Here is a 23,260-nt window from a genome sequence, read left to right as displayed (position 1 = left end):
GCCGTCTCCGACACGAACTCCTTGGTCAACCCCGGGCAGGCGGGGGAGGCGGGGCAGCCGGTCCGGTCCAGCGGACCTCGCCGTCCTGCCACACGTCGGTGGGAGCCAGGCCGCAGGCCGTGGCCACCGCCGCCGACGCGCGGTGGTCGGGATGGACGTGGGCCACGAGGGTACGCACACCGCGCCGGCCCAGCCAGCCGGCCATCCCACGGGCGGCCTCGGCGGCGATCCCGCGCCCCTGCCACTGTGTTCCCACCACCCAGGCGATCTCCGCGACCGGTCCCGCGGTGGCCGGTGTCGCCTCGTCGAGGTGCCGGTGCCCGACTGCCCGCGCGCCCGCCGTGGCGGCGTTCGTCACCGGCTCGTGTGGCCCGGTGACCGTGGCCTGGACGAAGCCGGCCAGCCGGCCGTCGTCCCGGAGCCGGATGACCCAGTTGCACCACGACTCGGCCGGGTCGGGCGAGCCGGCGACCAGCCGTTCGTAGCGGGCCCGCAGCGCCGCGCGGGAAGCGGGCTCGCCGCCGATGAACGTGTGCAGCGCCGGGTCGGCGAGGACGGCGGCCATCTCCTGGGCGTGCTCGACGGCCAGGGGCAGCAGGTCAAGCCGTGCGGTGGAGATCGGCTCCGGCGTGAACCCGCTCGTCGACGGCAGCGCGCCGGTCGGTTCATCCATGATGGCGCTTCCCAGGGGATCGATGACCTGGTCTCGCGGGAGCGAAACGAACCTCACGGTATCCCAGCCCGCAACGCCATTAGTGCCCCCGGCGAGGCAGTCAGCCCTCGCGATCTTGCAGTTTGTGCCCGGGCGAATGGGACATTCGCGTCACCGCTCGGGCCGAAAGTGCAAGATCGCGGGGGAGGGGTGGCGGGGGTGGGGGCTGGTGGGGTGGGCGACGCCGGGGCGGGCGGGGGTGTGGTGCCCGCCCCGGGCCGGGACGCCGGTCAGCGGCGCCATTTCTGGTTGGCGGCGCCGGTGCAGTCCCAGATCTGCAGCCGGGTGCCGTCGGCCGAGCTGGGACCGGTGGCGTCCAGGCACTTGTTCGCCTGGGGGTTCACGATGTCCCCGGCCGCGCTGAACACCCACTTCTGCGCGCCGGTGCCGTTGCAGTCGTAGAGCTGCACCTTGGCGCCGCTCGCGGTCGATCCGGCGGCCACGTCGAGGCACTTGCCGAGCGCGCGTACCGAGCCGTCGGCGTTCCAGGTCCAGCGCTGGGCGGCGGTGCCGTTGCAGGTCCAGAGCTGCACCGGGGTGCCGTTGGCGGTGTTGGCGCTGGCCACGTCGACGCACTTGTCGCCGTACCCGACGATCTGCCCGCCGGTGCCTCCGCCGCCGTTGTCCCAGGCCTGGACCCGGACGTAGTCGATGGTCATGGTCTGCGGGAACGTGGTGCTGCCGTCCGGCGAGCCGGGCCAGTTGCCGCCCACCGCCACGTTCATGATCATGAAGAACGGGTGGTCGAAGACCCAGCGGTTGCCGCCGATGTCGGCGGGCGTCTTGCGCGAGTACGCCACGCCGTCGAGGTACCAGGTGATCGAGTCCGGTGCCCAGTCCACCGTGAACGTGTGGAAGGCGTCGGCGAGCGCCTGGCCGCCCGGGAGCGAGGTGGACGCGCCGACGCCGCTGCCGCCGGAGTAGCCGGGGCCGTGCAGTGTGCCCCAGACGGTCGACGGCGCGTAGCCGACGTTCTCCATGATGTCGATCTCGCCGCTGCCGGGCCACGGGTTCGTGCCGATGTCGTTGCCGAGCATCCAGAACGCCGGCCACAGCCCTTGCCCGCGCGGGACCTTGATGCGCGCCTCGAACCGCCCGTACGCCTGCGCGAACGTGCCGTTGGTGAGCAGCCGCGCCGAGGTGTACTGGCAGCTTCCGTACCAGCACGAGTAGCCGGACGGGTTCTCCCTGCGGGCGGTGATGACCAGGTTGCCGTTGCCGTCGAGCGCGGCGTTGCGGGTGCTGTTGGTGTAGTACTGCAGCTCGTTGTTGCCCCAGCCGCCGCCACCGATGTCGTAGCGCCACTTGCTCGCGTCGGGGGCGGCGCCGGCCGGGCCGTTGAAGTCGTCGGACCAGGTGACCGCGCCGGGGGCGGCGATCGCGGGGGAGTGGGGGACGAGGGCGAGGGCGGCGGTGAGGCCGACCGCCGTCGCCGCCAGTGCGGCGAGGGTACGGATGGTGCGCACGGGGCGCCTCCTGCGGGGGTGGTGGCCGTTCTCCGTCACGGCGGCCGGCCCCGCCCAACGGTTAACAAACCATACAAATAGACTTCGATGAAGGTATGAACGAAGTCGGTCGATGTCAAGAGAGCGTTTCCCGCCGGCGCTCCGACGTGGGCTCCGGCTCACGCTGCCGCACCACGGCGGGCCGGCGCATGTCCCGCCACGGGCCGCCCAGCAGCGGCGTCAGCACCACCAGCAAGTAGCACGCGCCCATCACGACGAGCGTGGACGTGGGGCCGAACCGGTCCGCGGCGAATCCCGCGCCGACCGCGCCGGCCGGCATGGCCGCCCAGGCGCCCGCGCCGATCACGCCGTACACCCGGGCCCGCATGGCCGGTGGCACCCGCTCCAACTGGACCGCGCCCATCAGCGGGTTGAGCGCGCCGGCGGCCAGCCCGGCCACCGCCACCACGGCGGCCACCACCGGCAGCGACGGCGCGGCGGCGAGCGCCCACAGTGGTGGGGCGCCGCACAGCGCGTACGCGGTGACGAACGTGGCCCGGCGGGGCAGCCGGTGACCGATCGCGCTGAACACCAGCGAGCCGACCAGCGCCCCGCCACCCATGACGCCGACCAGCAGGCCGAACGCGGCCGGCCCGCCGAGTTCCCGTTCGGCGACCACCGGCAGCAGCACCTGGCTCTTGGCCGCGTCGAACAGGTTGGTCACCAGCACCAGCAGGACCATGGCGCGCAGCAGCGGCTCGCGGACCAGGAAACGCAGCCCGGCGGCGAACTGCCGCCAGTAGCCTCCGGTCTCCGGCTCGCTGCCGTCGTCGGACGGTCGCAGGCCACGCGGGACCAGCAGCGTCACGACGAGCGCCGACACGGCGAACGTCACCGCGTCCAGCGCCAGCACCGGCACCGCCCCGAACACACCGACCAGCAGGCCGGCCAGGGGTGCGCCGATCATCCGGGCGCCGCGCGAGGTCGCGTCCTCCCACCCGGCCGCCCGCTCGATCGGCACCCCGGCCGCCGCCGCGGCCTCCGGCAGCAGCGCGGTGCGCGCGGTCTGCCCCGGCGTGTCCAGCAGGCCGCTGACGAAGACGAGGGCCAGCAGCGCCGGGAACGGCAGGCCGACGGTGGAGTGCAACAGGGGTACGGCGGCGATCGTCACGCCGGAGACCACGTCGGCGAGCACGCTGGACCGCCGGTAGCCGATCCGGTCGACGAGCACGCCGCCGAACGCGCCGCCGAGCACCACCGGCGCGGTGGCGAACGCGCCGGCCAGCCCGGTGGCTGCCGGCGAGCCGGTCTCGGCGAGCACGTAGAGCGGCAGCGCGATGAGCGTGAGCACGTTGCCGGTCAGCGAGACGGCGTGCCCGATCAGCAGTCCGGCCAGCGGCCGGCGGTCGCGGTTCACTGCGGCCCCCGGTACGCCTGCCAGATCAGCGTGACCATCTCGGCGCCGGCCCGGCCGGGTGCGCCGCGCTCCTGCCAGCGCCGGCCCAGCGCGGACAGCTCGTCGCGCAGCTCGACCAGTTCCTCCGGCGTCAGGCGCAGCACGATGTCGCTGCTGGTGGTGCCGCGGACCCAGGCCGGGTCGAGGCTCGCCTCGGAGTCCAGGTACGCCTGGTAGCGGTCCACGTAGCGCTGCATGGCGGCCTGGCGCAGCAGGTTTCCGGCGAGCCGGCGCTCCGGGTCGTCGAGCAGTTCGAGCGGATCCCAGTCGGTGGTGGCGTGCGCGGCCCGCCACCACCGCTCGCGCCGGTCGCGGGCCAGGTCGGGGGCCTCGGCCACGAAGCCGTGCTCGGCCAGCTTGCCGACGTGGTAGCTGACCGAGCCCACCGCCTCGCCGGTGCGCTCGCTGAGCATGCCGACCGTCTGCGGGCCGCGCAGGCGCAGCTCGCCGAGCAGCCGCAGCCGGGTGGGGTGGGCCAGCGCCCGCATGGCTCGCGGGTCGCTCACGCGCCGGTTGCCGGTTCCGTCCGTCATGCCGTCAGGCTAGACCTACAAGAGATGATGTACAAGAAGCCTTGTATTCATCGGGCCGTCTCCGGCGTGTGGCGGTACAGGTCGCGCAGCAGGCACACCTCGCTCAGGTGGTGGATCATCTCCCGGTTGATGTGCAGCACGAGCGTGGCCATCGGGACGTCGGCGAACGGCCCCTCGGCCGGGCCGCAGGGGCGGGCCAGGGCCTCCTCGCCGAGCGCCTCGACCCCGGCCGTCCAGGCCGCGTACTCCTCGTCGAGCTGGGCCAGCGCGCCGGCCGCGGTCGGGGAGTAGGGGAACGAGCCGTAGTCGGTGGGCGCGCGGCCGAAGTGCGACGCGTTGCGCATGGCCAGCACGCCGACGATGACGTGGGCGAGCCGCCAGGCGATGGTGGTCAACGGCGGCGGGTCCGGCTGCGGCATCGAGAAGTCGATCGCCGGAGTGCCGCCGTCGCCACGCGGGCGCAGGCTCCAGCAGCCGGGGACCGGCTCCCAGAGGTATTCGGCGTCGGTGAGCCCGGCGAGGCGGTCGCGCAACTGGTAGGTCCAGTGCCAGGTGAGCTGCTCGCGGAGCAGTGGGTTCCAGGTCAGATCGGTCATGTGGGCCAGCGTGCCACCGGCCTGGGACAGAAACGGCGCGCTCAGCCCCGCCGCGTCGTCGTCCGGCCCTTGAGCCGGCGGCCCATCTCCCGCGCGATCTCCCGCTTGGCGTCCCGCTCGGCGAGCGCCTGGCGCTTGTCGTACGACCGGCGGCCCCGGGCCAGGCCCAGCTCCACCTTGGCCCAGCCGTCGGCGAAGTACATCGACAGCGGCACCAGCGTGATGCCGCCGTCGCGCAGCTTCTCCAGGATCCGGGCGATCTCCACCCGGTGCAGCAGCAGCTTGCGGGTGCGCCGGGGCGCGTGGTTGGTCCAGGTGCCGAAGCCGTACTCGGCGATGTGCAGGCCGTACAGCATGATCTCGCCGTCGCGTTCCTGGGCGAACGCGTCGACCAGCGACACCCGCCCCTCGCGCAGCGACTTCACCTCCGTGCCGGCCAGCACGATGCCCGCCTCGTACGTCTTGAGGATGTCGTAGTCGTGCCGCGCCTTCTTGTTCGAGGCGATCAGCTTGCGCCCGTTCTCCCTGGCCACGCGAGCAGGGTACCCGCCGGCGGCGGCTGCGGGCCGGTCGCCGGGCGCGTCGCGGCCACCCAGCCGGTGGTGATCAGCAGCAGCGCGGCGCAGTAGGTGGTCATCACCAGCAGACCTCGCCCGGGCAGCTCCACGCCGGCCGCGCCCACGCCGATGAGCAGGTCGGAGACGAGGAACAACGCCCCGCCGGCGGCGACCCGCGCGGACACCCCGGTCGCGGCGGCGGCCATCAGGCACAGCGCCAGGCTGTAGCCGAGCACCGGCAGCCGCAGCGGCCCGAGCATGCCCCACAGCAGCGCGTTCGCGCCGGCCCAGGCGACCAGGTAGCCCGCCCACGCCACGGCCCGCGCGCGCCGGTGCCGGACGAAGGCGGTGATGAACGCGAGCTGGGTGACCAGGAAGAAGCCCATGCCGGCCAGGAACGCGGTGTCTCCGGGCAGGAGCAGCGCGATGTCGCCGGCGGTGGCGGCGACCAGGCCGACCGCCACCGCGTCGACCCGGCGCCGGTGCGCCCAGAGGTACGCCAGCAGCACCGGCGCGAGCAGCGGCTTGGCCAGCCACTGGAGCACAGTCGAGTCCAGCGCGACCCCGACGAGTTCGACGGCGGCGATCAGCCCGAACAGGGCCAGCAGCCAGGAGCGCCTCATCGGGCCGGCTGCCAGCCGGGACGGCCGAACAGGTAGCCGAGGCGGTGCCGCCAGGACTCGGCCCGGCGTACGTCGGACCAGATCGCGGCGAACTCGTGGGTGGCCACCCGCAGCGGGTTGTAGGTGCCGATGTTCTTGGTGAGGCCGTAGCGCGCGGTGGCCCGCTCCGGCTCGAACGTGCCGAACAGCCGGTCCCAGATGATCAGGATGCCGCCGTAGTTGCGGTCCAGGTACTCGGTGTTCGAGCCGTGGTGCACCCGGTGGTGCGACGGCGTGTTGAAGATCCACTCGATCGGCCGGGGCAGCACCTTGATCCGCTCGGTGTGCAGGAAGAACTGGTAGAGCAGGCTGACCGACTGCTGGAGGAAGATCATCCACGGCGGGATGCCGAGCAGCGCCAGCGCCAGCCAGAACGGCAGCGACGTCATCGGCGTCCAGCTCTGCCGCAACGCGGTGGAGAAGTTGTAGTAGACGCTGCTGTGGTGCACGACGTGGCTCGCCCAGAGCACGCGTACCTCGTGGTGCGAGCGGTGGAACCAGTAGTAGGCCAGGTCGTCGGCGAAGAACAGGATCACCCAGGTCCACCAGTCGCCGGGGGACAGGTGCACCGGCGCCACGGTCCACAGCGCCGCGAACAGACCGACGGTGAGCAGCTTCCACGGGAAGCCGATGATCTGGCTGCCCAGCCCCATCGACAGGCTGGTGGTGGTGTCGCGCAGCTCGTAGCCGCGTTCGTCGTCGTCGGGCAGGAAGCGGTAGGAGACCGCCTCGACGACGATCAGGAGCAGGAACGCCGGGACGGCGTACAGCACGGCGGGGATCATGCGCGCGCTTCCCTTCCGGAGGTGGGGGTGGTGGGGGTGGTGACCGGCGCGGTGAGCAGCGCCCGGGCGTGCCGGGCCGCCGCCGCGCCCTGACCGGAGGCGACCGACGCGGCGAGACGACGGTGACCGGCCACGTCGAGCAGTTCGGCCGCGCGGGCGTCCGGGGGGACGTCGCCGACCGCGAACGTGCCGGCCACCAGGCTGTTGAACGCGAGCTGGTAGGCGGTGTTGCCGCTGCCGCGCACGACCAGCCGCCAGATGGCGATGTTGGCCTCGTTCATCAGGTCCAGGTCGGGGGCCAGGTCGCCGTACTCCTCGGCGGCCCGGACCAGGGCGGCGACGACCGCCGGGTCCGCGCGCTCGGCGCAGAGCCGGGCCGCGTCGACCCCGACGCAGGCCCGCATCTCCAGCATGTCGCGCACCAGCGTCTCGACCGGGAGTACGTCACCGGAGCGGGCCAGCGACAGCGCCAGGTCCAGCCCGGCGTGGACCCGCCAGTCCAGCACCCGGGTCGCGCCGCCCTGGCTGACCCGGACCAGGCCGAGCTGTTGCAGGCGGCGCAGCGCCTCCCGGACCGCGTGCCGGTTGACGGCGAACGCGCCGGCCAGCTCCCGCTCGCCGGGCAGCGTCTCGTCCGGCGCGTAGCGACCGGACACGATCGCGTCGCGGAGCCGGCCGAAGACGTGGTCGGAGACCGACACGCGGGGCGCGGGATCGAAGGTCATGCGCAGCAGTGTGGCCCCGAACACATCAACCCGTCAACTGGTTGTACCAGTGAATTTCGGGGGCGGCCGGTGCGTGCCGTTCCGGTCACCCCTCGTATCCTTTCCGCGGTAGGCCGCCAGAGGGAAGGGAGCCGGTGTGAGCGACGGGGTCGAGACGTTGGAGTTCCAGGCCGAGGCCCGTCAGCTGTTGCAGCTGATGGTGCACTCGATCTACTCGAACAAGGACGTCTTCCTGCGCGAACTGATCTCGAACGCGTCCGACGCGCTGGACAAGCTGCGGCTGGAGTCGCTCGTCGACAAGGAACTGTCGGCCGACACCTCCGACCTGCACATCGAGATCGAGGTCGACAAGGACGCCCGTACGCTCACCGTGCGGGACAACGGCATCGGCATGACCCGCGACGAGGTGGTCCGCCTGATCGGCACCATCGCCAAGTCCGGCACCGCCGAACTGCTGCGCAAGCTGCGCGAGTCCTCCGACGCCGCCGCCTCGCAGGAGCTGATCGGCCAGTTCGGAGTCGGTTTCTACGCCACGTTCATGGTCGCCGACAAGGTGACGCTGCTGACCCGCCGCGCCGGACAGTCCGGCGGCACCCGCTGGGAGTCCACCGGCGAGGGCACGTACTCGATCGAGGAGGTCGAGGACGCACCCCAGGGCACCTCGGTCACGCTGCACCTCAAGCCGGTCGACACCGAGGACAACCTGCACGACTACACCGCCGAGTGGACGATCCGCGAGATCGTCAAGCGCTACTCCGACTTCATCTCGTGGCCGATCCGGATGACTGTCGACAAGCCCGGCGAGGACGGCACCACCACCCGCGAGGAGCAGACGCTCAACTCGATGAAGGCGCTCTGGGCGCGCTCGCGGGACGAGGTCGACGAGGCCGAGTACAAGGAGTTCTACCGGCACGTCGCGCACGACTGGGCCGACCCGCTCGACACCGTCCACATGCGCGGCGAGGGCACGTTCGAGTACGAGGCACTGCTGTTCCTGCCCTCGCACGCCCCGCTCGACCTGTTCTCCCCGCAGGGCCGCCGCGGCGTGCAGCTCTACGTCAAGCGCGTGTTCATCATGGACGACTGCGACGCGCTGATGCCCAACTACCTGCGCTTCGTCAAGGGCGTGGTGGACGCGCACGACCTGTCGCTGAACATCTCCCGGGAGATCCTCCAGCAGGACCGGCAGATCCGCGCGGTGCGTCGCCGGCTGGTCAAGAAGGTGCTCGCCACGCTCAAGGACATGTCCGCCGAGTCGTACCGCACGTTCTGGACCGAGTTCGGCGCGGTGGTCAAGGAGGGTCTGCTGGAGGACCCGGACAACACCGAGACGCTGCTGGAGCTGGTCCGCGCCGCCAGCACCCACGACCCGGCCGAGCCCACCACGCTGCGCGCGTACGTGGAGCGGATGAAGGACGGCCAGACCGAGATCTACTACGCCACCGGCGAGAACCGGGCCACCATCGAGAACTCGCCGCACCTGGAGGCGTTCCGCGCCAAGGGCTACGAGGTGCTGATCCTCACCGACCCGGTGGACGAGGTGTGGGTCGAGCGCGTCGGCGCGTACGACGGGAAGACGCTGCGCTCGGTCGCCAAGGGACAGGTGGACCTGGAGACCGAGGAGGAGAAGGAGAAGGCCGAGGCGGAGCGCCAGGAGTACGCCGACCTGCTCACGTTCCTCGGCGGCGCGCTCGCCGACAGCGTCAAGGAGGTGCGCCTGTCCACCCGGCTGACCACGTCCCCGGCCTGCGTGGTGGGCGACGCGCACGACATGACGCCGACGCTGGAGAAGATGTACCGGGCGATGGGCCAGGAGGTGCCGCAGGTCAAGCGGATCCTGGAGCTGAACCCGGCCCACCCGCTGGTCACCGGGCTGCGTAAGGCGCACGGGGAGGGCGGCGACACCGCCGCGCTGACCGAGACCGCCGAGCTGCTGTACGGCATGGCGTTGCTGGCCGAGGGCGGCGAGCTGGCCGACCCGGCCCGGTTCACCCGGATCCTCGCCGACCGCCTCGCCCGCGGCCTGTAGCCCCACCCCGACCCGGTTCGCCCGACCCGCCCCGGCGGGCCGGCGTGATCGACTCCATTACGCCGAAGTGGCGGTATCGGCATGCCACCGATACCGCCACCTCGCCGAGCCGGTGTCGACCCCGCTCGGAAAGTCGATGGTCGGGCGGGTGTCGGGTCAGTTGCGTGATCCACTCCAGCTCGCCGGAGTGGTGGTATCAGACGGGCTCTGACCCCGCCATTTCGCCGAACTGGTGTTGATCACGGTGGGTGCCCGGGTGCCCGCGTGCACAGGTGTGGGTCGGGCCGGCGGCTGTCGTGGCAGCCGGTTGGTCGGCAACGTCTCGCCGAGGTGGCGCCGCCACCTCGGCGAAGGCGGGTCGGCTCAGGGGAGCGCGGGGTAGAGCGCGGCCACCCCGCCGGACAGTCCGGCCTGGACCCGGCGGGCGACGTCGTCGGCCAGGATCTCGTAGCTGTCGGACTCGATGCCGTCCGCGGCGAGCCGGGCGACGTCGGCCGGGTGGGCCTTCGGGCCGGGGACGGCGGCGGCCATCTCGGTGTCCATGTAGCCCACGTGCAGGCCCGCGACGCGGACGCCCCGGCCGGCCAGCTCGACGCGCAGGGCGTTCGTCATCGACCACTCGGCGGCCTTGGCCGCGCCGTACGCGCCGACGCCGGGGAACGTGAACCAGGACAGCGCCGACAGCACGTTCAGGATCGTGCCGCCGCCGTTGGCCGCGATCCGGGGCGCGAACGCCCGTACCACCGACAGCGTGCCGAGGTAGTGCGTCTCCAGCTCCAGCCGGATCTGCGCGAGGTCGCCGTCGAGCAGGTCGGTGCCGGTGCTCACGCCGGCGTTGTTGACCAGCAGCGTCACGTCACCGGCCCGCTCCGCGGCGGCGGCCACCGACGCCGGGTCGGTGATGTCGAGGCGTAGCGGGGTGACGCCGGGCAGGTCCACGGTGTCCGGGTTGCGGGCGCCGGCCCAGACGGTGGCGCCGCGCGCGACGAGTTCGGCGGCCAGGTGCCGGCCGAAGCCGCGGTTGGCGCCGGTGACCAGGGCGGTGCTTCCAGCGATCTTCATGGTCTCGCTCCGAGGTGTGGTGGGGAAGGGAGGTCAGGCGGACAGCAGGCCCGGACCGGGCAGGACGGCCAACTCGCCGGGCGGTACGTCGTGCCCGGCGTCGCAGCGCAGCCGCGCGTGCACCGGCGCGCCGCACCCGTCGTGGGCCACCCGGACCGCCGGGCCGGCCTCGTCGGCGGCGTACGCGTCGCCCCACTGCCGCAGCGCGACGAGCACCGGGATCAGGTCGCTTCCCTTCGCCGTGAGCACGTACTCGTCGCGGGTGCGCTGCCCGGGCTCGCGGTAGGGACGCCGGTCGAGCAGCCCGTCGGCGACGAGCTGCTTGAGGCGTGCGGCGGCCACCGGCTCGCTGACGCCGACCCGCCGGGCGAAGTCGTCGAAGCGGCGGGTGCCGAACGACGCCTCCCGCAGCAGGAGCAGCGTGGTGCGGTTGCCGACCACCTCGAGCGCCCGGGCGATCGAGCAGTTGGCGGTGGACCAGGAGTCACGCTGGGCGAGGAGGTCCGTCATGGCGTCGACGGTACCCCCCTGACTTAGGAAACCAAAAGTCAGCTACCTCACAGCTGGCCGGGGAAGAAACCGTGCCGGGCCAGCGGCTCGACGATCTGGTGCTCCTCGTACGACAGGTGCGACAGCAACGTGTCGGTGAGCAGGTCCACCGCCTCCTGGAGTCCGGTGAAGTCGCCGGGCCGGCGGACCAGCTCGACGAGCGCCCGGTCCACGCTCTCCACCACCCCGTGGATCACCACGTGCTCCTCCTCCAGGCGGTCCAGCACGGCGGCCAGCCCGGCCTCGGAGCGGCGCAGGTGCGGGAAGATCGAGGCGTCCTCCAGCCCGTGGTGCTGGGTGACCATCGTGCAGTAGGCCGCGCAGTACGCCCCGAGCGTCCAGTTGTTCTGCCGCATGGTCATCTCGTTCAGTGCGGCCCGCGCCCGGCCCGGCGTGACCGAACCCTGTTTGACCTGTTCCAGCAGGTCGCGCACCTGGGCCAGCTCCTGGCGCAGGTGGTCGTGCACGTCCACCAGGTGCTGTCCGGCGGCCTGTCCCCGAGGCGGGTAGACGTGTCCGGCCGGTGGCGGCGGGGCGCTCGGGCGGGTGGACTCGTCCCAGGGGCGGCGCGCGCTCAGGCGTACCCCCGGGTCGGGGGTGGGAGTGACGCCGAGCGTGCTCGGGCCGCCGGCGGCGGTCTGCTCGTCGGAGGCCGCGCGGTCGTCGCCGCCGGCGGGCGCGGCGCGCTCGGCGGCGACCAGCTCCCGCACGGCGGGCGCGACCTCCTGGCCGAAGATCTGGATCGCGCGCGGCTCGTCGCTGCCGAGGACGAACGTGGTGATGCCGTGCTCCAGCGTGAGCCCGGCCAGTTCCTCCACCCACTGCTCCGGCGGCCCGGCCAGGAAACCGGCCGACGAGCGGGCGAACGTGCCGGTCACGTTGAGCATGCGGCGGATCGCGGCCGGGTCGCGCCCGGCGGCCCGGGCGCCCTCGTCGACGAGCGCGTTCAGGGCGGGCAACTCGTCGGGGCCCTTCGGCAGGTACGACAGGGACGGCAGCCAGCCGTCCGCGGCGCGGCCCACCAGGCGCAGCATGCGCGGCTTGTACGCGCCGACCCAGATGCCCACCGGGTGTGCCGGCGCCGGCCCGCGCTTGGCGCCGACCACCCGGTAGTGCTCGCCGTCGACGCGGATCATGCCGCGCCGGTCGGTGTCCCAGACCTCGCGGATCACCCGGATCGCCTCGTCCAGGGCCTCGACGGCGGCGCCGGGGGACAGGCGCCGCCCGCCGGCCGCCTCGATCGCGTCCCAGAACGCGCCCGCGCCGAGCCCCAGCTCGACCCGGCCGCCGGTGAGCAGGTCCAGGCTGGCGATGCTGCGGGCCAGCACCACCGGCTGGCGCAGCGGCAGGTTGAGTACGTTGCCGGCCAGGCGGATGCGCTCGGTGGCGGCGCCCACGTAGGACATCAGCGTCCAGGTGTCCAGGAAGCCCGGCTGGTACGGGTGGTCCTGGAACGTGACCAGGTCCAGCCCGACCTGCTCGCAGAGCCGGGCGAGCGCCACCACCTGGTCGGGCTGCCCGGCGGCGGGGGTGAGGAAGCCGCCGAAGGTCAGCTCGTGTCCGTGATCGGTCATCCGTCCCGCCCTCCCGTGATCTTGCCTGGCCCTGCCACCGTAGCGCCGCCGCCGGTAGCCCGGCCGGGTGAAGAGCATCACAAGAAGTGGACGATCGTCGCAAAACGCTCCTAGCGTCGGTTTCGTCCGCAGACGCGGACACCGCGGGCCGGAAACGCCAAATCCCGCCGCCGTCCCCGGTAACCGAACCTCGCGCGGGAGCGGGGGAACCACACGTTCCACGGTGCATCGTCACCTCGGGGTGAAGCCGCCACCGGCGGCCGGGCTCCTCGGCCCGAACCCGACAGCTCACCTCGTCGGCGTGGAGGAATCCACATGGCAACTGAATACTCAGCCCGAAGCCGCCGTACCGCTCTCGGGGCGGTTCTGGCCGGCGCCGCCGTCGGCGCCGCGACCCTGTTCGGCGCGGCCGCTCCGGCCAGCGCGGGCGTCAACTGGGACGCGGTCGCGCGCTGCGAGTCAGGCGGCAACTGGAAGATCAACACCGGCAACGGCTACTACGGCGGGCTTCAGTTCTCCCGCGCCACCTGGAACGGCTACGGCGGGCAGAGGTACGCCGCCCGAGCCGACCTGGCCAGCCGGTCCGAGCAGATCGCCGTCGCGGAGAAGGTGCTGCGCGGGCAGGGCATCGGCGCGTGGCCGGTCTGCGGCAGGAAGGGCGGCTCGGCGAACGCCGGGTCGGCCGCGGCCGGCGAGCGGGCCACCACGAAGGCCACTCTGCGCAAGGCCGCCCCGGAGCGGGCGGCCACGCGCAAGGCCGCGCCGCAGCGGCCCGCGACGAAGGCCGCGCTGCAGCCCGCGACCGGTGCCGGGACGTACGTGGTCCGGCGCGGGGACACGCTGTCGGAGATCGCCGTGGCGCAGCGCGTCGACGGCGGCTGGCGTGCCCTGCACGAGCGCAACCGGGCAGTGGTCGGCGACGACCCGGGCCTGATCTTCCCCGGTCAGCGGCTGCGCCTGCGCTGACAGCGGTCCGGAGAACGCCCGGCCGGTCCGTCCGGCCGGGCGTTCATCCGTCCGCGACACGCCGCGCCGCCGGTGTCCGGCCTGCTCGCGGCGCCGGGGCGCGGCCCGCGACAGCCGGTGACCGCGATTCGTCGGAGCCGGTTGCTAGGGTCACGGTGCTCGGCTAAGACGTGAAGAAAGCGCGGAAATGACCAACGACCCGTTCTCGGCGGCCGCGAGCCTCGACGAGCTGCTGACCCGCACGCAGCAGGCGCTCACCGCGATGCGCTCCCGGGCCTCGGCGCACGCCGACGGCGAGCCGGGTGACCTGCTCCGCGCCGAGGGCACGGCCGCCGGCGGGCGGGTCCGCGCGGTCGCCGTCCAGGGTGGCCGGCTGGATTCCGTGACGGTCGACCCGGAGCTTGCCGGCGAGCCCCTCGACGTCCTCTGCGGACACCTCGTCACCGCCGCCAACGCCGCGTTGTCCGAGCTGGACGCCCAGGTCAGCGCGTCGGCGCGGGCCGACGCCGACGCGCTCGCCGCCCGGCTCGGCACCATGGGCGACCAGGCCGAGCTGTTCGGCCGCGCGATGCACGAGGCGGCCGCGCGGATCCACCGCGACCGCGGCACCCCGTCCCGGGCCGGGCGCCCGGCCTGACCCGACGGCCGGCGTGGCGCCGCGACCCCGCGACGCCCGGCACGGCCCGGCCCGGCACGACGAGGCTCTGGCGCGACGAGGCGGCCGGCCGCCGGGAGGACGACGACCGGCCGCGCTACGCCACGGTCAGCTCAGGGTGACCGCGGTGTCGTCGACGACGAAGGACGTCTGCAACGAGCTGTCCTCCACGCCGCTGAACGAGATGGTCGCCGTGGTGCCCGCGAGCGACGAGATGTCGAAGGACCGCTGCACGTAGCCGGTGGCCTTGTTCAGGTTGGAGTACGTGGCCAGCGTGGTGCTGCCCGCCTTGACGGTGAGCTTGTCGTACGCGGTGCTGGTGGTCGACTCCGCGCTGTCGACGTGCAGCCAGAAGCTCAACGTCGCCCGGCATCCGGCCGGGATCGTCACCGACTGGCTGAGCGTGTCGGTGTGCGACGAGCCGTACCCGTCCAGCCACCCCTTGTACGAGCCGCCGTGCGCGGCCTGGCCGCTGTCGGTGGTGATGACGCCGGACGAGGCGCTCCAGCTCACGTTGCCCGACTCGAAGCCGGGGTTGGCGAGCTTGTTGCCGGAGCAGCCGCCCGAGGGCGGGGTGGTCGTGGTGCTCGGCGTGGGCGTCGGGGTGCCACCGGCACAGGTCGGCTCGCCCGACTGGGCCGGCACGCTGACCGCGGTCCACGCCGCCTTCACCGCGTTGAACTCCGCGCAGCCGCTCGGGTAGAGGTTCTTCGCCGCCTGCAACGTCCACACGCGGTACTTCAGGTAGGACGAGGACGACGTCTTCAGAAGCATCGCGTTGTACATGATCTTCATGGCCTTCTGGATGCCCAGGCCGGTCACGCTGCTGCCGTTGCAGGTGGAGCTGGAGGGCTGCCCGTTGGTCGGGCTGCTGCCGTTGGCTAGCAGGTAGAACCAGTGGTTGCCCGGGCCGGCCGCGGCGTGCACCTCGGTCGACGGGATGCTGCTGGAGTAGCAGTTCGGGTCGCCGAGCGCCGACGGGTTGTACATGTTGCGGATCGGGCCGGAGCCGACCAGGTTGATCTTCTCGCCGACCAGGAAGTCCGGCGCGTCGTAGCTGGACGGCTCGTTGGCGAACCACTCGGTGGCCGCGCCGAACGTGTCAGCCACGAACTCCTGCGTGCCGCCGCCGGAGATGCCGCCGGGGGTGTTGTCGTCGATGCCGTGGCCGATCTCGTGCGCCACCACGTCCAGCGAGCTGATCCACTGACCGGCGGTGTTCTTGCCGATCTGCACCTGGCTGCCGTCGTAGTAGGCGTTCTGGTCGTTGAGGCCCACCCGGATCGGCCAGTAGCCGCCGTTGCCGTTGGCGCCGTTGCGGCCCAGCCACTGGGAGAGCATCTTGTGCTCGGTCTGCGCGGAGAACAACGCGTCCACGCAGCCGGTCTCCTTGTTGGTGGCGGTGCCGTTGCCCCAGACGTCGTCGGAGCCGCTGAACGTGGTGTTGTTCGCCGCGTCCTGGCAGCTCAGGTTCGTGACCGTCGGGTCCTTCATGGTGTACGTCGAGCCCGACTGGGTGGTGTTGAGCGTCAGCGGGCTGGGCCCGTTCCAGGCGCCGGTGCCGGTGCCGCGCACCACGTGCTCCTGCTTGCGCAGGACCGCGCCGGTGCGGGCGTCGACGTCGACGGTGAGCCGGCTGGGGCCGTCCGCGCCGGTGCCGCGTACCGTGGTCTCCCAGGCCAGCGCCGGTGCGGCGCCGAGCGTGTAGACCACGAGCGTGGTGCCCTCGACCGCGTTCACGGTCGTGAGCTGGGCGCGCGCCGTCTTCGCGGCGGCGTCCCGGGTCAGCGCGGGCGTGGTGGCGAGCGCGCCGATGGGCCGCTGCTGGGCGACCGAGGCGTACTTCAGGTTGCCGGCCGCGTCCGTGGCGAGCACGAAGTCGCCGCCGACCACCGGCAGGCCCTTGTAGGTGCGCTCGTAGGGCACGTACTGGGTGCCCTCGGAGGAGATGACCGGCTTCTGGACGAACGCGTCGTCGGAGCCGGCCTGCAGGTAGGCGGGACGGTTCGCGACCAGGGCACGGGCCGAGTCGGCGGCGGTCGCGCGGGCCTGGGCCGGGTCCGGGGCGGCGGGCCCGGGTGGCGCGGCCTGCACGGCCGCGGCGGTGCCGGCAGCGAGGATGCCGGCCGCGGCCGCGCCGGTGAGCGCGGCGAAGCGAGGTGAGAGTTTCACGGGGGTTTGCTCCTGTTCTACAGGCGCGCCGCACGGAGCCCGGTGGGGACGGGCGGCGCGGTGGTGCGAGGCAGGGTGACGGCCGGTCACCGGAGCTGCCGGCGTGGCTCCGGGTCGACAGATCGACCGTCGTGAGTCGCCGGGGGTCGGCGGCTCGCTGGTGCACAATCACACGCCGCCCGAGCCCGGAGCAATGGGTGACCTGGGCAACGGCTGACAGTCGGGCGTGTCGCCGCGCGCGTCGATTCAGGCAGCCATGATCTTCAATAGGCCCTGATCAGGGCGAATATCGCTGACTGTGGATGGGCGGGCGTGCAAATTGCGGACGTTGCCGCTGTATGCGAATGGCGCGCATAGACGCGAGGCCGCCGTGCGCGCGGCCGGGCGGCGGCCGATCCGCCGCCCGGCCGGGTCAGCGCGGGCCGCGGGTACGCGTCGGCGACACGGTGGGCAGCGGTGGAAGCGACGGCGTCAGCGTCGGCCGCGACGTCGGCCGACCGGTCGGGCCCGGGCTCGGGCTCGACGAGGAAGGGCTCGGGCTCGGCGACTCCGAGGGCGTCGGCGCGGCGGTGGTCGGCGGCGGTGGCACCGACCGGGTCGGCTCCGGGGTCTCGCCGGGGAACGCCGGCTCACCGAAGCGGTACTTGCCCGGGTCGAGCTTCATGGCCGCGGTGGCCCGGTTCATGAACTGCCGCCAGATCGGCGCGGCGCCGGTCGAGCCGTAGACCTCGTAGCTGCCGCCCTTCGTCCGCAGCGGCTTGCCGTCGGTGGTGCCCAGCCAGACGGCCGAGGCGAGCGCGCCGGTCCAGCCGACCATCCAGGTGTGCACGTTCTGCGTGGTGCTCTTCCCCGCCTGCCACGTGCCGGTCTTGCCGGCGGAGTCCCAGCCGTTGCCCAGCTCGGCGGCCCGCACCCGGCGCAGCGTCCAGTCGAGCTGGTCGATCGCCTCCCGGTCCAGGCCCAGGTCCGTCGTCCGCAGCTGCTCGGTCCACACCTCCTCGTCGTCCTTGGTCACCGACCGGACGAAGTGCGCGTCGGCGCGCTTGCCGCCGGCCGCGAACGTCGCCATCCCGTTCGCGTGGTCCTGCACGGTGATCCCGTACTGCCCGATCCCGACCTCGGTGGAGAACCGCTTCGCCACCTCGTCGGCGGGATCACTGCGCAGGTCGACGCGCTGCGGCCGGGGATTGCCGCGGACCGTCTCCCACATCGACTCCACGCCCGCCTGCCGGGCCATCTCGATCACCTTGTCGGTGCCGAGCTTCTCCGTCAGCTCGAAGTAGGTCACGTTCAGCGAGGCGACTGTGGCCTCCCAGAGCGCGCAGTCCGGCTGGCAGGGCGCGCGCTCGGCGTTGCGGATCGGCCCGGCCGCGCTCCCCCTGGTGCGCCCCGAGGCGGGGAACTCCTTGGTGTCCGGCGAGTCGAACCGCTGCTTCACCGAGATCCCGTCGCGCACGGCCGCCGCCAGGTCGTACACCTTGAACGACGACCCCGGCGGATGCTGGCCGAACCCGCGGGTCTCGCCGTTCTCGTCGTAGTACCAGCCGGCGTAGTCCGCGCCCGAGCCCTTGTCGCCGCCGTAGTAGCCGAGCACCCGGCCGGTGCCCGGCTCCACCGCCACCAGCGCCGCCTGCCAGTTGCGCGGCTGGCCGCGTACCGCCTGCGGCGCGGTGTCGCGGCGGATGTCCGCCGCCGCCTCGGCCGCGTCCTGCACGCGCTTGTCGACGGTGGTGACGATCCGGTAGCCGCCGTCGCGGATCACCTCGTCGGGCTTGCCGCGGAACGGGTCGGTATCGCGCAGCTCGGCGAGCACGTGGTTGACCACCAGGCCGGTCGGCCGGTCCAGGTCGGACCGGCCCGCGTCCTTGTCGATCGGCCGGACCGTGTCCGGGTACGCGAGGTCGGCCGCCTGCTGCGGCGTCAGGTAGCCGAGCTTGACCATGCCGTCGCGGATGTAGTTCCACCTGTCGATCGAGTTCTGCCGGGCCAGGGCGTTGCGGCGCGGGTCGTAGCCGGGCGAGCCCTCGGGGTCGGCCGGGTCCGCCTCCGGCTGCTTCACCATCGCGCAGAGCACCATCGCCTCGGCCGGCGTGAGCTGCCGCGCGGCGGGTGCGTCCCGGCGCACCGTCCTGCCGAAGTACGTCTGCGCGGCCGCCTCGATGCCGTACGCGCCCCGCCCGAACGGCACGGTGTTCAGATAGAAGCCGAGGATCTCCTCCTTCGAGTACGCGTCGTCGAGCTTCCACGCGATCACCGCCTCGCGCAGCTTGCGGGAGTAGGTGACCCCGCGCAGGTCGGCGGCGATGCGCGCGTACTGCTGGGTGAGGGTGGACGCGCCCTGCCGCTGCCCGCCGCTCACGTTGGCCCAGGCCGCCCGCAGCACACCCTTGAAGTCGATGCCCTGGTTCGTCCAGAACGTACGGTCCTCGGCCGCCACGATCGCCTGCTTCGCCGAGTCGTTCATCTGGTCGTACGGCACGATGGTGCGGTTCTGCGCGCCCAGCTTCGCCATCGGTGTGCGCCCGTCGGCGTAGTAGACGGTGGTGGACTCGGGCAGCTTCAGGTCGCTGGGCGTCGGCACGCTGTCGAAGTAGTAGCCGCCGGCGACCAGCCCGCAGCCGGCCAGCAGCGTGCAGACCGCGAGGACGACCAGCAGACGCCGCCGCTTGCGCCTGGGGCGCACCTGAGCCGCGCCGTCCGGTTCCGGGGTGGATCCGCTGTTCCGCACGCGTTACCTCCGACTGCTCGGCTGAGTCGTGCCCGGCTCGCAGGCTAACCGAGCTGCGCCGACCGCACCGGCCGACGAACGCGGACGGTGTGGCGCGGGTCCGGGCCGGGGCGGACGGCTGCCGCCCCGGCCCGGGGGCTCACCCGGTCAGCGCGCCGCCCACCCGGCGGCCCGGTCGTCGCGTTCCCGGCGGGCGGCCCGGCGGGAACGCCACCTGTCGCTGCCGCCCATGTGGAACGGCGCCGACCGCCACAGCGACCGCACCGGCGTGCCGTCCGGGGCGGCGAACGTCTCCCGTTCGGCGTAGCCGAGCCGCCGCAGCAGCTCCTCCTCCTGCGCACCGGCGCACGGGTGCGCGTACGTGGGCAGGCTCAACGTGTCCATCCGGCGCTGTGCCGCGGACAACGCCTGCGTCGCGCCACCCCGGGGCGCGGCCAGCAGCGCCAGATTGTTGTGCGGCTCGGCCGGTCGGCGTGCCGCCAGCTCGGCACCGAGGCGGCGGAACCGGTCCCCGTCCGGCCCGGCGGCGCCGGCGAGACGGTCGGCGTACCGGTGGGGAGGGGATCGGGCGGTAGCGGTGGAACCAGACGGTGGCGGCGCTGCCGTCGGGCAGCAGGAACGCGTCGCCGAACAGCAACGCGTGTTCGGTCCAGATCCGCGCCACGGCGGCGAGGACCGGCAGGCGGCGGGACGTGTCGGGGACGAGCCAGGCGGCCAGCGCGGTGGGCGCGAGGGCCTCGGCGACGAGATCGGCGATGCGGCCGATGTCGCACCATCGGGCGCGGACGACGGGCAGGGCTGTGCTCATGAACGGACTCCTGTTTTCCAGGCGTGATCGGGTCGGTTGCGGGCGCCGGACGACAGTCGGCGGCGCCGCCGCGGCATGCGGCAGTCGGGCGGGACGCCCGTGCTCCGGATCGGAGATGGTGCCTGCGGAGTCCGCTCAGGCGGGTCTGGTGCCGGGGCGCGACGTGCGGGACGGCGGCAGCGGGTCGGCCGCCGGCCGCGCGTACCGGTGGGTCAGCGCCGGCAGCCGCAAGCGGTTCGCGTCCGCGTCGGCCGGCTCGCTGTGCACGGCGCCGCCGCCGTGGGTGACGCCGTCGAGCGGCAGCGGCAGCGGCAGTGCGGGCGTGGTGGTGACGTGTGCCGCCGGGCCGACGGCCGCCGGTGCCCGGCTGCGTACGGGGTCGACCCACCGGGTGCCGACGACGGTGAGGGTGCGTGCTGCCGGTGCGGCGAGGACCGGCCCGGCGGCGCGGGGCGGCGCGTCGTGCGCACGCCCGGGGGCCGGCGCCGGCGTCGCGGCCGGGTCGGCCGGAACGACCGGGACGCTCGGATCGGACGGCCCGGGCACGGGCTCGCCGGGTGCCGGCGATCCGGGGTCCGGCGCGGCCGGCGGGTCGAGCAGATCGGTCACCGGGCTGAGCGGGTCGAGCACCGGCTCCAGCGGGTCGAGCACCGGTGCCAGGCCCCGCCAGACCGGGCCGAGGATCGGGCGCAACGGTTCCACGACCGGGGACAGCAGGTCCGCCACCGGGTCGAGCACGCCCACCGTCACCGGGTCGGTGACCGGGCGCAGACCGTCGGCGACGGGCGCGAGCAGGTGGTCGCGCAGCGGGTCGGTGACCGGACGCAGGCCGTCCGTGACGGGCGTGAGCACACGGTCCTGGACCGGCGTCACCACCGCCTCGACGACCGGCGGGGTGTGTGGGCGGCCCGGCGCCGCCGGCTCGGCCTTGCCCGGCGCCGCCGGTCCGACCGGGCCCGGCCTGGGCGAGGTGGCACCCGGCGTCGGCGAGGTCGCGGTGGGCGGCGCGGCGGAGCCGGGAGCAGGCGTGGACGCGGGGGAGCCGGGTGCGGGCGCTGGTGCGGCGGGTGTCGCCGGCGCCGCCGCGGCGTCGCCGGGCCCGGAAGGGTGCGCGTCGCCGTCGTCGGTTCCGGACACGGGCAGGCCGAGCACCGTCCCGAGCGTGTGGGTGAGCACCCCGACGGTGGCGGTGAGCGGACCGGACGGCTCCCGGTCGGCGGCGTGGGCGGCCGAGCCGGATGCGGCCTCGTGGGCGCCCCAGACGACGGCCACGGCGCCGAGCAGCAGGCCGAGGCGCAGCGTGCCGCGCGCCATCCACCCGGTCCGTACCGACATCCCGCACCCTTCGGAACCCGCGCCCGGCGGCACGGATCGACGACCCGCACTGTACCGAACGTGGCGGGCCGGGCACAGTACGCCGTTGATCCGAATCGGGCGCGTCGCGCCGGGCGCAGGCGTGGGATCCGCGCTGTCCGGGTACCAGCCGGGCCATGGACACGCGCACTGCCGAACGCCCCGACACCGCCCCCGCTTCCGCCGTGCCCCCGGCCGGTGTGGTCGCTGTCGTCGCCCACCGGAAGAAGACGTTCGGGGGTGGGCTCGACGAGCTGCGCTCCCGGCTCGTGGCCGCCGGGGTCGGGCGGCTGCTCTGGTACGAGGTGCCGAAGAGCCGCAAGGCGCCCAAGCGGGTCCGTGCGGCGCTGGACTCCGGCGCCGAGCTGGTGCTGGTGTGGGGCGGCGACGGCATGGTGCAGCGGTGCGCCGACGCGCTCGCGGGCAGCGGCGTCCCGATGGGCATCCTGCCCGCCGGCACCGCCAACCTGTTCGCGGTCAACCTCGGCATCCCGGTCGACCTGCCCGAGGCGGTACGGATCGCGCTGCACGGCCGCCGGCGCGAGCTGGACCTGGGCCGGATCAACGGCGAGCACTTCGCGGTGATGGCGGGCGCGGGGTTCGACGGCGACCTGATCCGCGACGCCGACCGGCAGCTCAAGGGCCGGTTCGGCCGGATCGCGTACGTCTGGACCGGGCTGCGGCACGTGCGCGGGGAGTGCGTACGGACCCGGATCCGGGTCGACGGCGCCGACTGGTTCGACGACGAGGCGAGCTGTGTGCTGTTCGGCAACGTCGGCACCATCACCGGCGGCATCCCGGCCTTCGACGACGCCCGCCCCGACGACGGGGCCCTCGAAGTCGGCGTGTCCACCGCCAGCGGCGCCGTGGACTGGGCGCGCACGCTGGGCCGGATGGCCGCCGGGCGCTCCGACGAGTCGCCGTTCGTCCGGATCACCCGCGGCCGCAAGATCAAGGTGAGGTTCGACGCGCCGAAGACGTACGAGCTGGACGGCGGCGCCCGGGGCAAGGCGAAGCGGCTCAAGGTGAAGGTGGTCCCGGGGGCGCTGACCGTGTGCTGTCCCGACCCGGCGGACTGACCGCGACCGGGCCGGGGCAGGATGCCGGAATGCGTGACGACATCCGCGACTACCTGGCCGAAGTGGTCCGCCGTTCCCGGGACGTGCTCGGTGACGACCTCGTCGGCGCGTACGCGGCCGGCTCGGTCGGGCTGGGCGCGCACCAGCCGGGCCGCAGCGACGTGGACGTGGCGCTGGTGGCCGCCGGGCCGATGCCGGAGCCGGACAAGCGCCTGCTCGTGGACCGGCTGCGGCACGGGTCGCTGCCCTGCCCGGCACGCGGCCTGGAACTCGTCGTCTACCGCCGCGACGTGGCCGCCTCCGGCACCCCGGAGCCGGGCTTCGAGGTCGAGCTGAACACCGGCGCCACAATGCCGTTCCGCGCCACCTACGACCCGGCCGACCGGCCCGCCGCCGACGGGCGGTTCTGGTACGCGCTGGACCGCAGCATCCTGCGCCAGTCCGGCCTGGCCCTGCTCGGCCCGCCTGCCGCCGAGGTGTTCGCCGACCCGTCACCCGAGGCGCTGCGGGCGCTGCTGGCCGACGCGCTGCGCTGGTGGCTGGCGCTGCCCACGCCGCCCGGTGACGAACCGGCCCCCGGCGCGGAGGACGCGGTGCTCGGGGCCTGCCGGACGCTGGTGCGCTACCGCGACGGTGTCTGGCTGGGCAAGGTCGACGCCGGGCTGCGGGTCGCCGCCGCCGACCCGGACGCCGCGCTGATCCGGGCCTCGATCGAGGCCCGCCGGGGCGGTACGCCGCCGTCCGGTCCGGCCGCCCGCGCGTTCCAGCGGCGGGTGCTGGACCGGATCACCGCGGACTGAGCCCCGCCGTGCGT

The 23,260-nt window shown here is 73.6% G+C and carries 22 protein-coding genes and 1 riboswitch; of the genes, 6 read left to right on the top strand and 16 right to left on the bottom strand.

The features are described 5' to 3' along the window. Positions 1-25 precede the first annotated feature (25 nt). The 9 genes from M8C11_RS08090 to M8C11_RS08050 form a co-directional block, all read right to left on the bottom strand. A complete protein-coding gene (locus tag M8C11_RS08090; RefSeq protein ID WP_252449094.1) occupies positions 26-673 on the bottom strand; it encodes a GNAT family N-acetyltransferase in 648 nt (215 codons plus the stop codon). A 269-nt stretch (positions 674-942) separates the two neighbouring features. Continuing rightward, entirely contained in the window at positions 943-2,178 is a 1,236-nt protein-coding gene (locus M8C11_RS08085) for a ricin-type beta-trefoil lectin domain protein (protein ID WP_252449093.1), read from the bottom strand. Between the two features lie 115 nt (positions 2,179-2,293). After that, on the bottom strand, positions 2,294-3,574 hold the full coding sequence (locus M8C11_RS08080) for an MFS transporter (protein WP_252449092.1): 1,281 nt from the start codon (positions 3,572-3,574) through the stop codon (positions 2,294-2,296). Further along, positions 3,571-4,146: a helix-turn-helix domain-containing protein gene (locus M8C11_RS08075; protein ID WP_252449091.1), complete on the bottom strand. Its 576-nt coding sequence runs from the start codon at positions 4,144-4,146 to the stop codon at positions 3,571-3,573. Before M8C11_RS08075 ends, M8C11_RS08080 begins: the two co-directional genes overlap by 4 nt. Before the next feature lie 47 nt (positions 4,147-4,193). Continuing rightward, on the bottom strand, positions 4,194-4,742 hold the full coding sequence (locus M8C11_RS08070) for a DinB family protein (RefSeq protein WP_252449090.1): 549 nt from the start codon (positions 4,740-4,742) through the stop codon (positions 4,194-4,196). A 41-nt stretch (positions 4,743-4,783) separates the two neighbouring features. Then, on the bottom strand, positions 4,784-5,275 hold the full coding sequence (smpB, locus tag M8C11_RS08065) for an SsrA-binding protein SmpB (RefSeq protein ID WP_252449089.1): 492 nt from the start codon (positions 5,273-5,275) through the stop codon (positions 4,784-4,786). Then, on the bottom strand, positions 5,248-5,922 hold the full coding sequence (locus M8C11_RS08060) for a lysoplasmalogenase (RefSeq protein WP_252449088.1): 675 nt from the start codon (positions 5,920-5,922) through the stop codon (positions 5,248-5,250). Before M8C11_RS08060 ends, smpB begins: the two co-directional genes overlap by 28 nt. Then, on the bottom strand, positions 5,919-6,746 hold the full coding sequence (locus M8C11_RS08055) for a sterol desaturase family protein (RefSeq protein WP_252449087.1): 828 nt from the start codon (positions 6,744-6,746) through the stop codon (positions 5,919-5,921). Before M8C11_RS08055 ends, M8C11_RS08060 begins: the two co-directional genes overlap by 4 nt. Then, complete coding sequence (locus tag M8C11_RS08050) at positions 6,743-7,471, bottom strand: FadR/GntR family transcriptional regulator (protein ID WP_252449086.1); 729 nt, start codon at positions 7,469-7,471, stop codon at positions 6,743-6,745. The genes M8C11_RS08055 and M8C11_RS08050 overlap by 4 nt, the downstream gene beginning before the upstream one ends. Positions 7,472-7,607: 136 nt before the next feature. Between M8C11_RS08050 and htpG the strand changes: the two genes are divergently transcribed. After that, entirely contained in the window at positions 7,608-9,500 is a 1,893-nt protein-coding gene (htpG, locus tag M8C11_RS08045; RefSeq protein ID WP_308212731.1) for a molecular chaperone HtpG, read from the top strand. Between the two features lie 363 nt (positions 9,501-9,863). Here htpG and M8C11_RS08040 read toward each other — a convergent pair whose 3' ends face one another. From M8C11_RS08040 to M8C11_RS08030, 3 genes are read right to left on the bottom strand one after another with little or no spacing between them, the layout of a single operon-like run. Continuing rightward, entirely contained in the window at positions 9,864-10,562 is a 699-nt protein-coding gene (locus tag M8C11_RS08040) for an SDR family oxidoreductase (protein ID WP_252449085.1), read from the bottom strand. Between the two features lie 33 nt (positions 10,563-10,595). Continuing rightward, complete coding sequence (locus M8C11_RS08035; protein ID WP_252449084.1) at positions 10,596-11,072, bottom strand: helix-turn-helix domain-containing protein; 477 nt, start codon at positions 11,070-11,072, stop codon at positions 10,596-10,598. A gap of 47 nt (positions 11,073-11,119) precedes the next feature. After that, on the bottom strand, positions 11,120-12,685 hold the full coding sequence (locus M8C11_RS08030) for an LLM class flavin-dependent oxidoreductase (protein ID WP_252449083.1): 1,566 nt from the start codon (positions 12,683-12,685) through the stop codon (positions 11,120-11,122). A 171-nt stretch (positions 12,686-12,856) separates the two neighbouring features. Then, a riboswitch (cyclic di-AMP (ydaO/yuaA leader) is annotated at positions 12,857-13,002 on the top strand. On the opposite strand from M8C11_RS08030, the gene M8C11_RS08025 reads away from it, so the two are divergent. Further along, positions 13,001-13,651: a transglycosylase family protein gene (locus tag M8C11_RS08025; protein WP_252449082.1), complete on the top strand. Its 651-nt coding sequence runs from the start codon at positions 13,001-13,003 to the stop codon at positions 13,649-13,651. Its footprint overlaps the riboswitch before it by 2 nt. A gap of 187 nt (positions 13,652-13,838) precedes the next feature. After that, a complete protein-coding gene (locus tag M8C11_RS08020; RefSeq protein ID WP_252449081.1) occupies positions 13,839-14,288 on the top strand; it encodes a YbaB/EbfC family nucleoid-associated protein in 450 nt (149 codons plus the stop codon). A 126-nt stretch (positions 14,289-14,414) separates the two neighbouring features. On the opposite strand, the gene M8C11_RS08015 is transcribed toward M8C11_RS08020, so the two are convergent. The 3 genes from M8C11_RS08015 to M8C11_RS08005 all read right to left on the bottom strand — a co-directional run bounded on the left by M8C11_RS08015 (position 14,415) and on the right by M8C11_RS08005 (position 19,611). Then, positions 14,415-16,478: a M4 family metallopeptidase gene (locus M8C11_RS08015; protein WP_252449080.1), complete on the bottom strand. Its 2,064-nt coding sequence runs from the start codon at positions 16,476-16,478 to the stop codon at positions 14,415-14,417. Between the two features lie 412 nt (positions 16,479-16,890). Next, on the bottom strand, positions 16,891-19,206 hold the full coding sequence (locus tag M8C11_RS08010) for a transglycosylase domain-containing protein (protein ID WP_252449079.1): 2,316 nt from the start codon (positions 19,204-19,206) through the stop codon (positions 16,891-16,893). A 147-nt stretch (positions 19,207-19,353) separates the two neighbouring features. Beyond that, positions 19,354-19,611 carry a hypothetical protein gene (locus M8C11_RS08005; protein ID WP_252449078.1) on the bottom strand — a complete coding sequence of 86 codons (258 nt, stop codon included), beginning with the start codon at positions 19,609-19,611 and terminating at the stop codon, positions 19,354-19,356. Positions 19,612-19,783: 172 nt separating this feature from the next. Here M8C11_RS08005 and M8C11_RS08000 point away from each other — a divergent pair, with 172 nt between their 5' ends. Then, positions 19,784-20,041: a hypothetical protein gene (locus tag M8C11_RS08000; RefSeq protein WP_252449077.1), complete on the top strand. Its 258-nt coding sequence runs from the start codon at positions 19,784-19,786 to the stop codon at positions 20,039-20,041. Between the two features lie 108 nt (positions 20,042-20,149). On the opposite strand, the gene M8C11_RS07995 is transcribed toward M8C11_RS08000, so the two are convergent. Beyond that, the gene (locus tag M8C11_RS07995) at positions 20,150-21,349 is read right to left on the bottom strand and encodes a hypothetical protein (protein ID WP_252449076.1); all 1,200 of its coding nucleotides are present in this window, start codon (positions 21,347-21,349) and stop codon (positions 20,150-20,152) included. Between the two features lie 155 nt (positions 21,350-21,504). On the opposite strand from M8C11_RS07995, the gene M8C11_RS07990 reads away from it, so the two are divergent. Further along, positions 21,505-22,446 (top strand): diacylglycerol kinase family protein, encoded by a 942-nt coding sequence (locus tag M8C11_RS07990; RefSeq protein WP_252449075.1) that lies wholly within the window; start codon positions 21,505-21,507, stop codon positions 22,444-22,446. Positions 22,447-22,475: 29 nt separating this feature from the next. After that, positions 22,476-23,246 (top strand): nucleotidyltransferase domain-containing protein, encoded by a 771-nt coding sequence (locus tag M8C11_RS07985; RefSeq protein WP_252449074.1) that lies wholly within the window; start codon positions 22,476-22,478, stop codon positions 23,244-23,246. The last annotated feature ends 14 nt before the right edge of the window (positions 23,247-23,260 follow it).

Origin of the sequence: Micromonospora sp. CPM1 (assembly GCF_023896895.1) — a bacterium.
Lineage (GTDB): Bacteria > Actinomycetota > Actinomycetes > Mycobacteriales > Micromonosporaceae > Micromonospora > Micromonospora tulbaghiae.
This window is presented reverse-complemented; position numbering and strand designations above follow the sequence as displayed.

Excerpts from the sequence above, each read along its gene's own strand:
- M8C11_RS08090 (WP_252449094.1), bottom strand. The coding sequence starts at position 673 with ATGGATGAACCGACCGGCGCGCTGCCGTCGACGAGCGGGTTCACGCCG.
- M8C11_RS08075 (WP_252449091.1), bottom strand. The coding sequence starts at position 4,146 with ATGACGGACGGAACCGGCAACCGGCGCGTGAGCGACCCGCGAGCCATG.
- M8C11_RS08070 (WP_252449090.1), bottom strand. The coding sequence starts at position 4,742 with ATGACCGATCTGACCTGGAACCCACTGCTCCGCGAGCAGCTCACCTGG.
- M8C11_RS08060 (WP_252449088.1), bottom strand. The coding sequence starts at position 5,922 with ATGAGGCGCTCCTGGCTGCTGGCCCTGTTCGGGCTGATCGCCGCCGTC.
- M8C11_RS08055 (WP_252449087.1), bottom strand. The coding sequence starts at position 6,746 with ATGATCCCCGCCGTGCTGTACGCCGTCCCGGCGTTCCTGCTCCTGATC.
- M8C11_RS08050 (WP_252449086.1), bottom strand. The coding sequence starts at position 7,471 with ATGACCTTCGATCCCGCGCCCCGCGTGTCGGTCTCCGACCACGTCTTC.
- M8C11_RS08040 (WP_252449085.1), bottom strand. The coding sequence starts at position 10,562 with ATGAAGATCGCTGGAAGCACCGCCCTGGTCACCGGCGCCAACCGCGGC.
- M8C11_RS08035 (WP_252449084.1), bottom strand. The coding sequence starts at position 11,072 with ATGACGGACCTCCTCGCCCAGCGTGACTCCTGGTCCACCGCCAACTGC.
- M8C11_RS08030 (WP_252449083.1), bottom strand. The coding sequence starts at position 12,685 with ATGACCGATCACGGACACGAGCTGACCTTCGGCGGCTTCCTCACCCCC.
- M8C11_RS08025 (WP_252449082.1), top strand. The coding sequence starts at position 13,001 with ATGGCAACTGAATACTCAGCCCGAAGCCGCCGTACCGCTCTCGGGGCG.
- M8C11_RS08020 (WP_252449081.1), top strand. The coding sequence starts at position 13,839 with ATGACCAACGACCCGTTCTCGGCGGCCGCGAGCCTCGACGAGCTGCTG.
- M8C11_RS07995 (WP_252449076.1), bottom strand. The coding sequence starts at position 21,349 with ATGTCGGTACGGACCGGGTGGATGGCGCGCGGCACGCTGCGCCTCGGC.
- M8C11_RS07990 (WP_252449075.1), top strand. The coding sequence starts at position 21,505 with ATGGACACGCGCACTGCCGAACGCCCCGACACCGCCCCCGCTTCCGCC.
- M8C11_RS07985 (WP_252449074.1), top strand. The coding sequence starts at position 22,476 with ATGCGTGACGACATCCGCGACTACCTGGCCGAAGTGGTCCGCCGTTCC.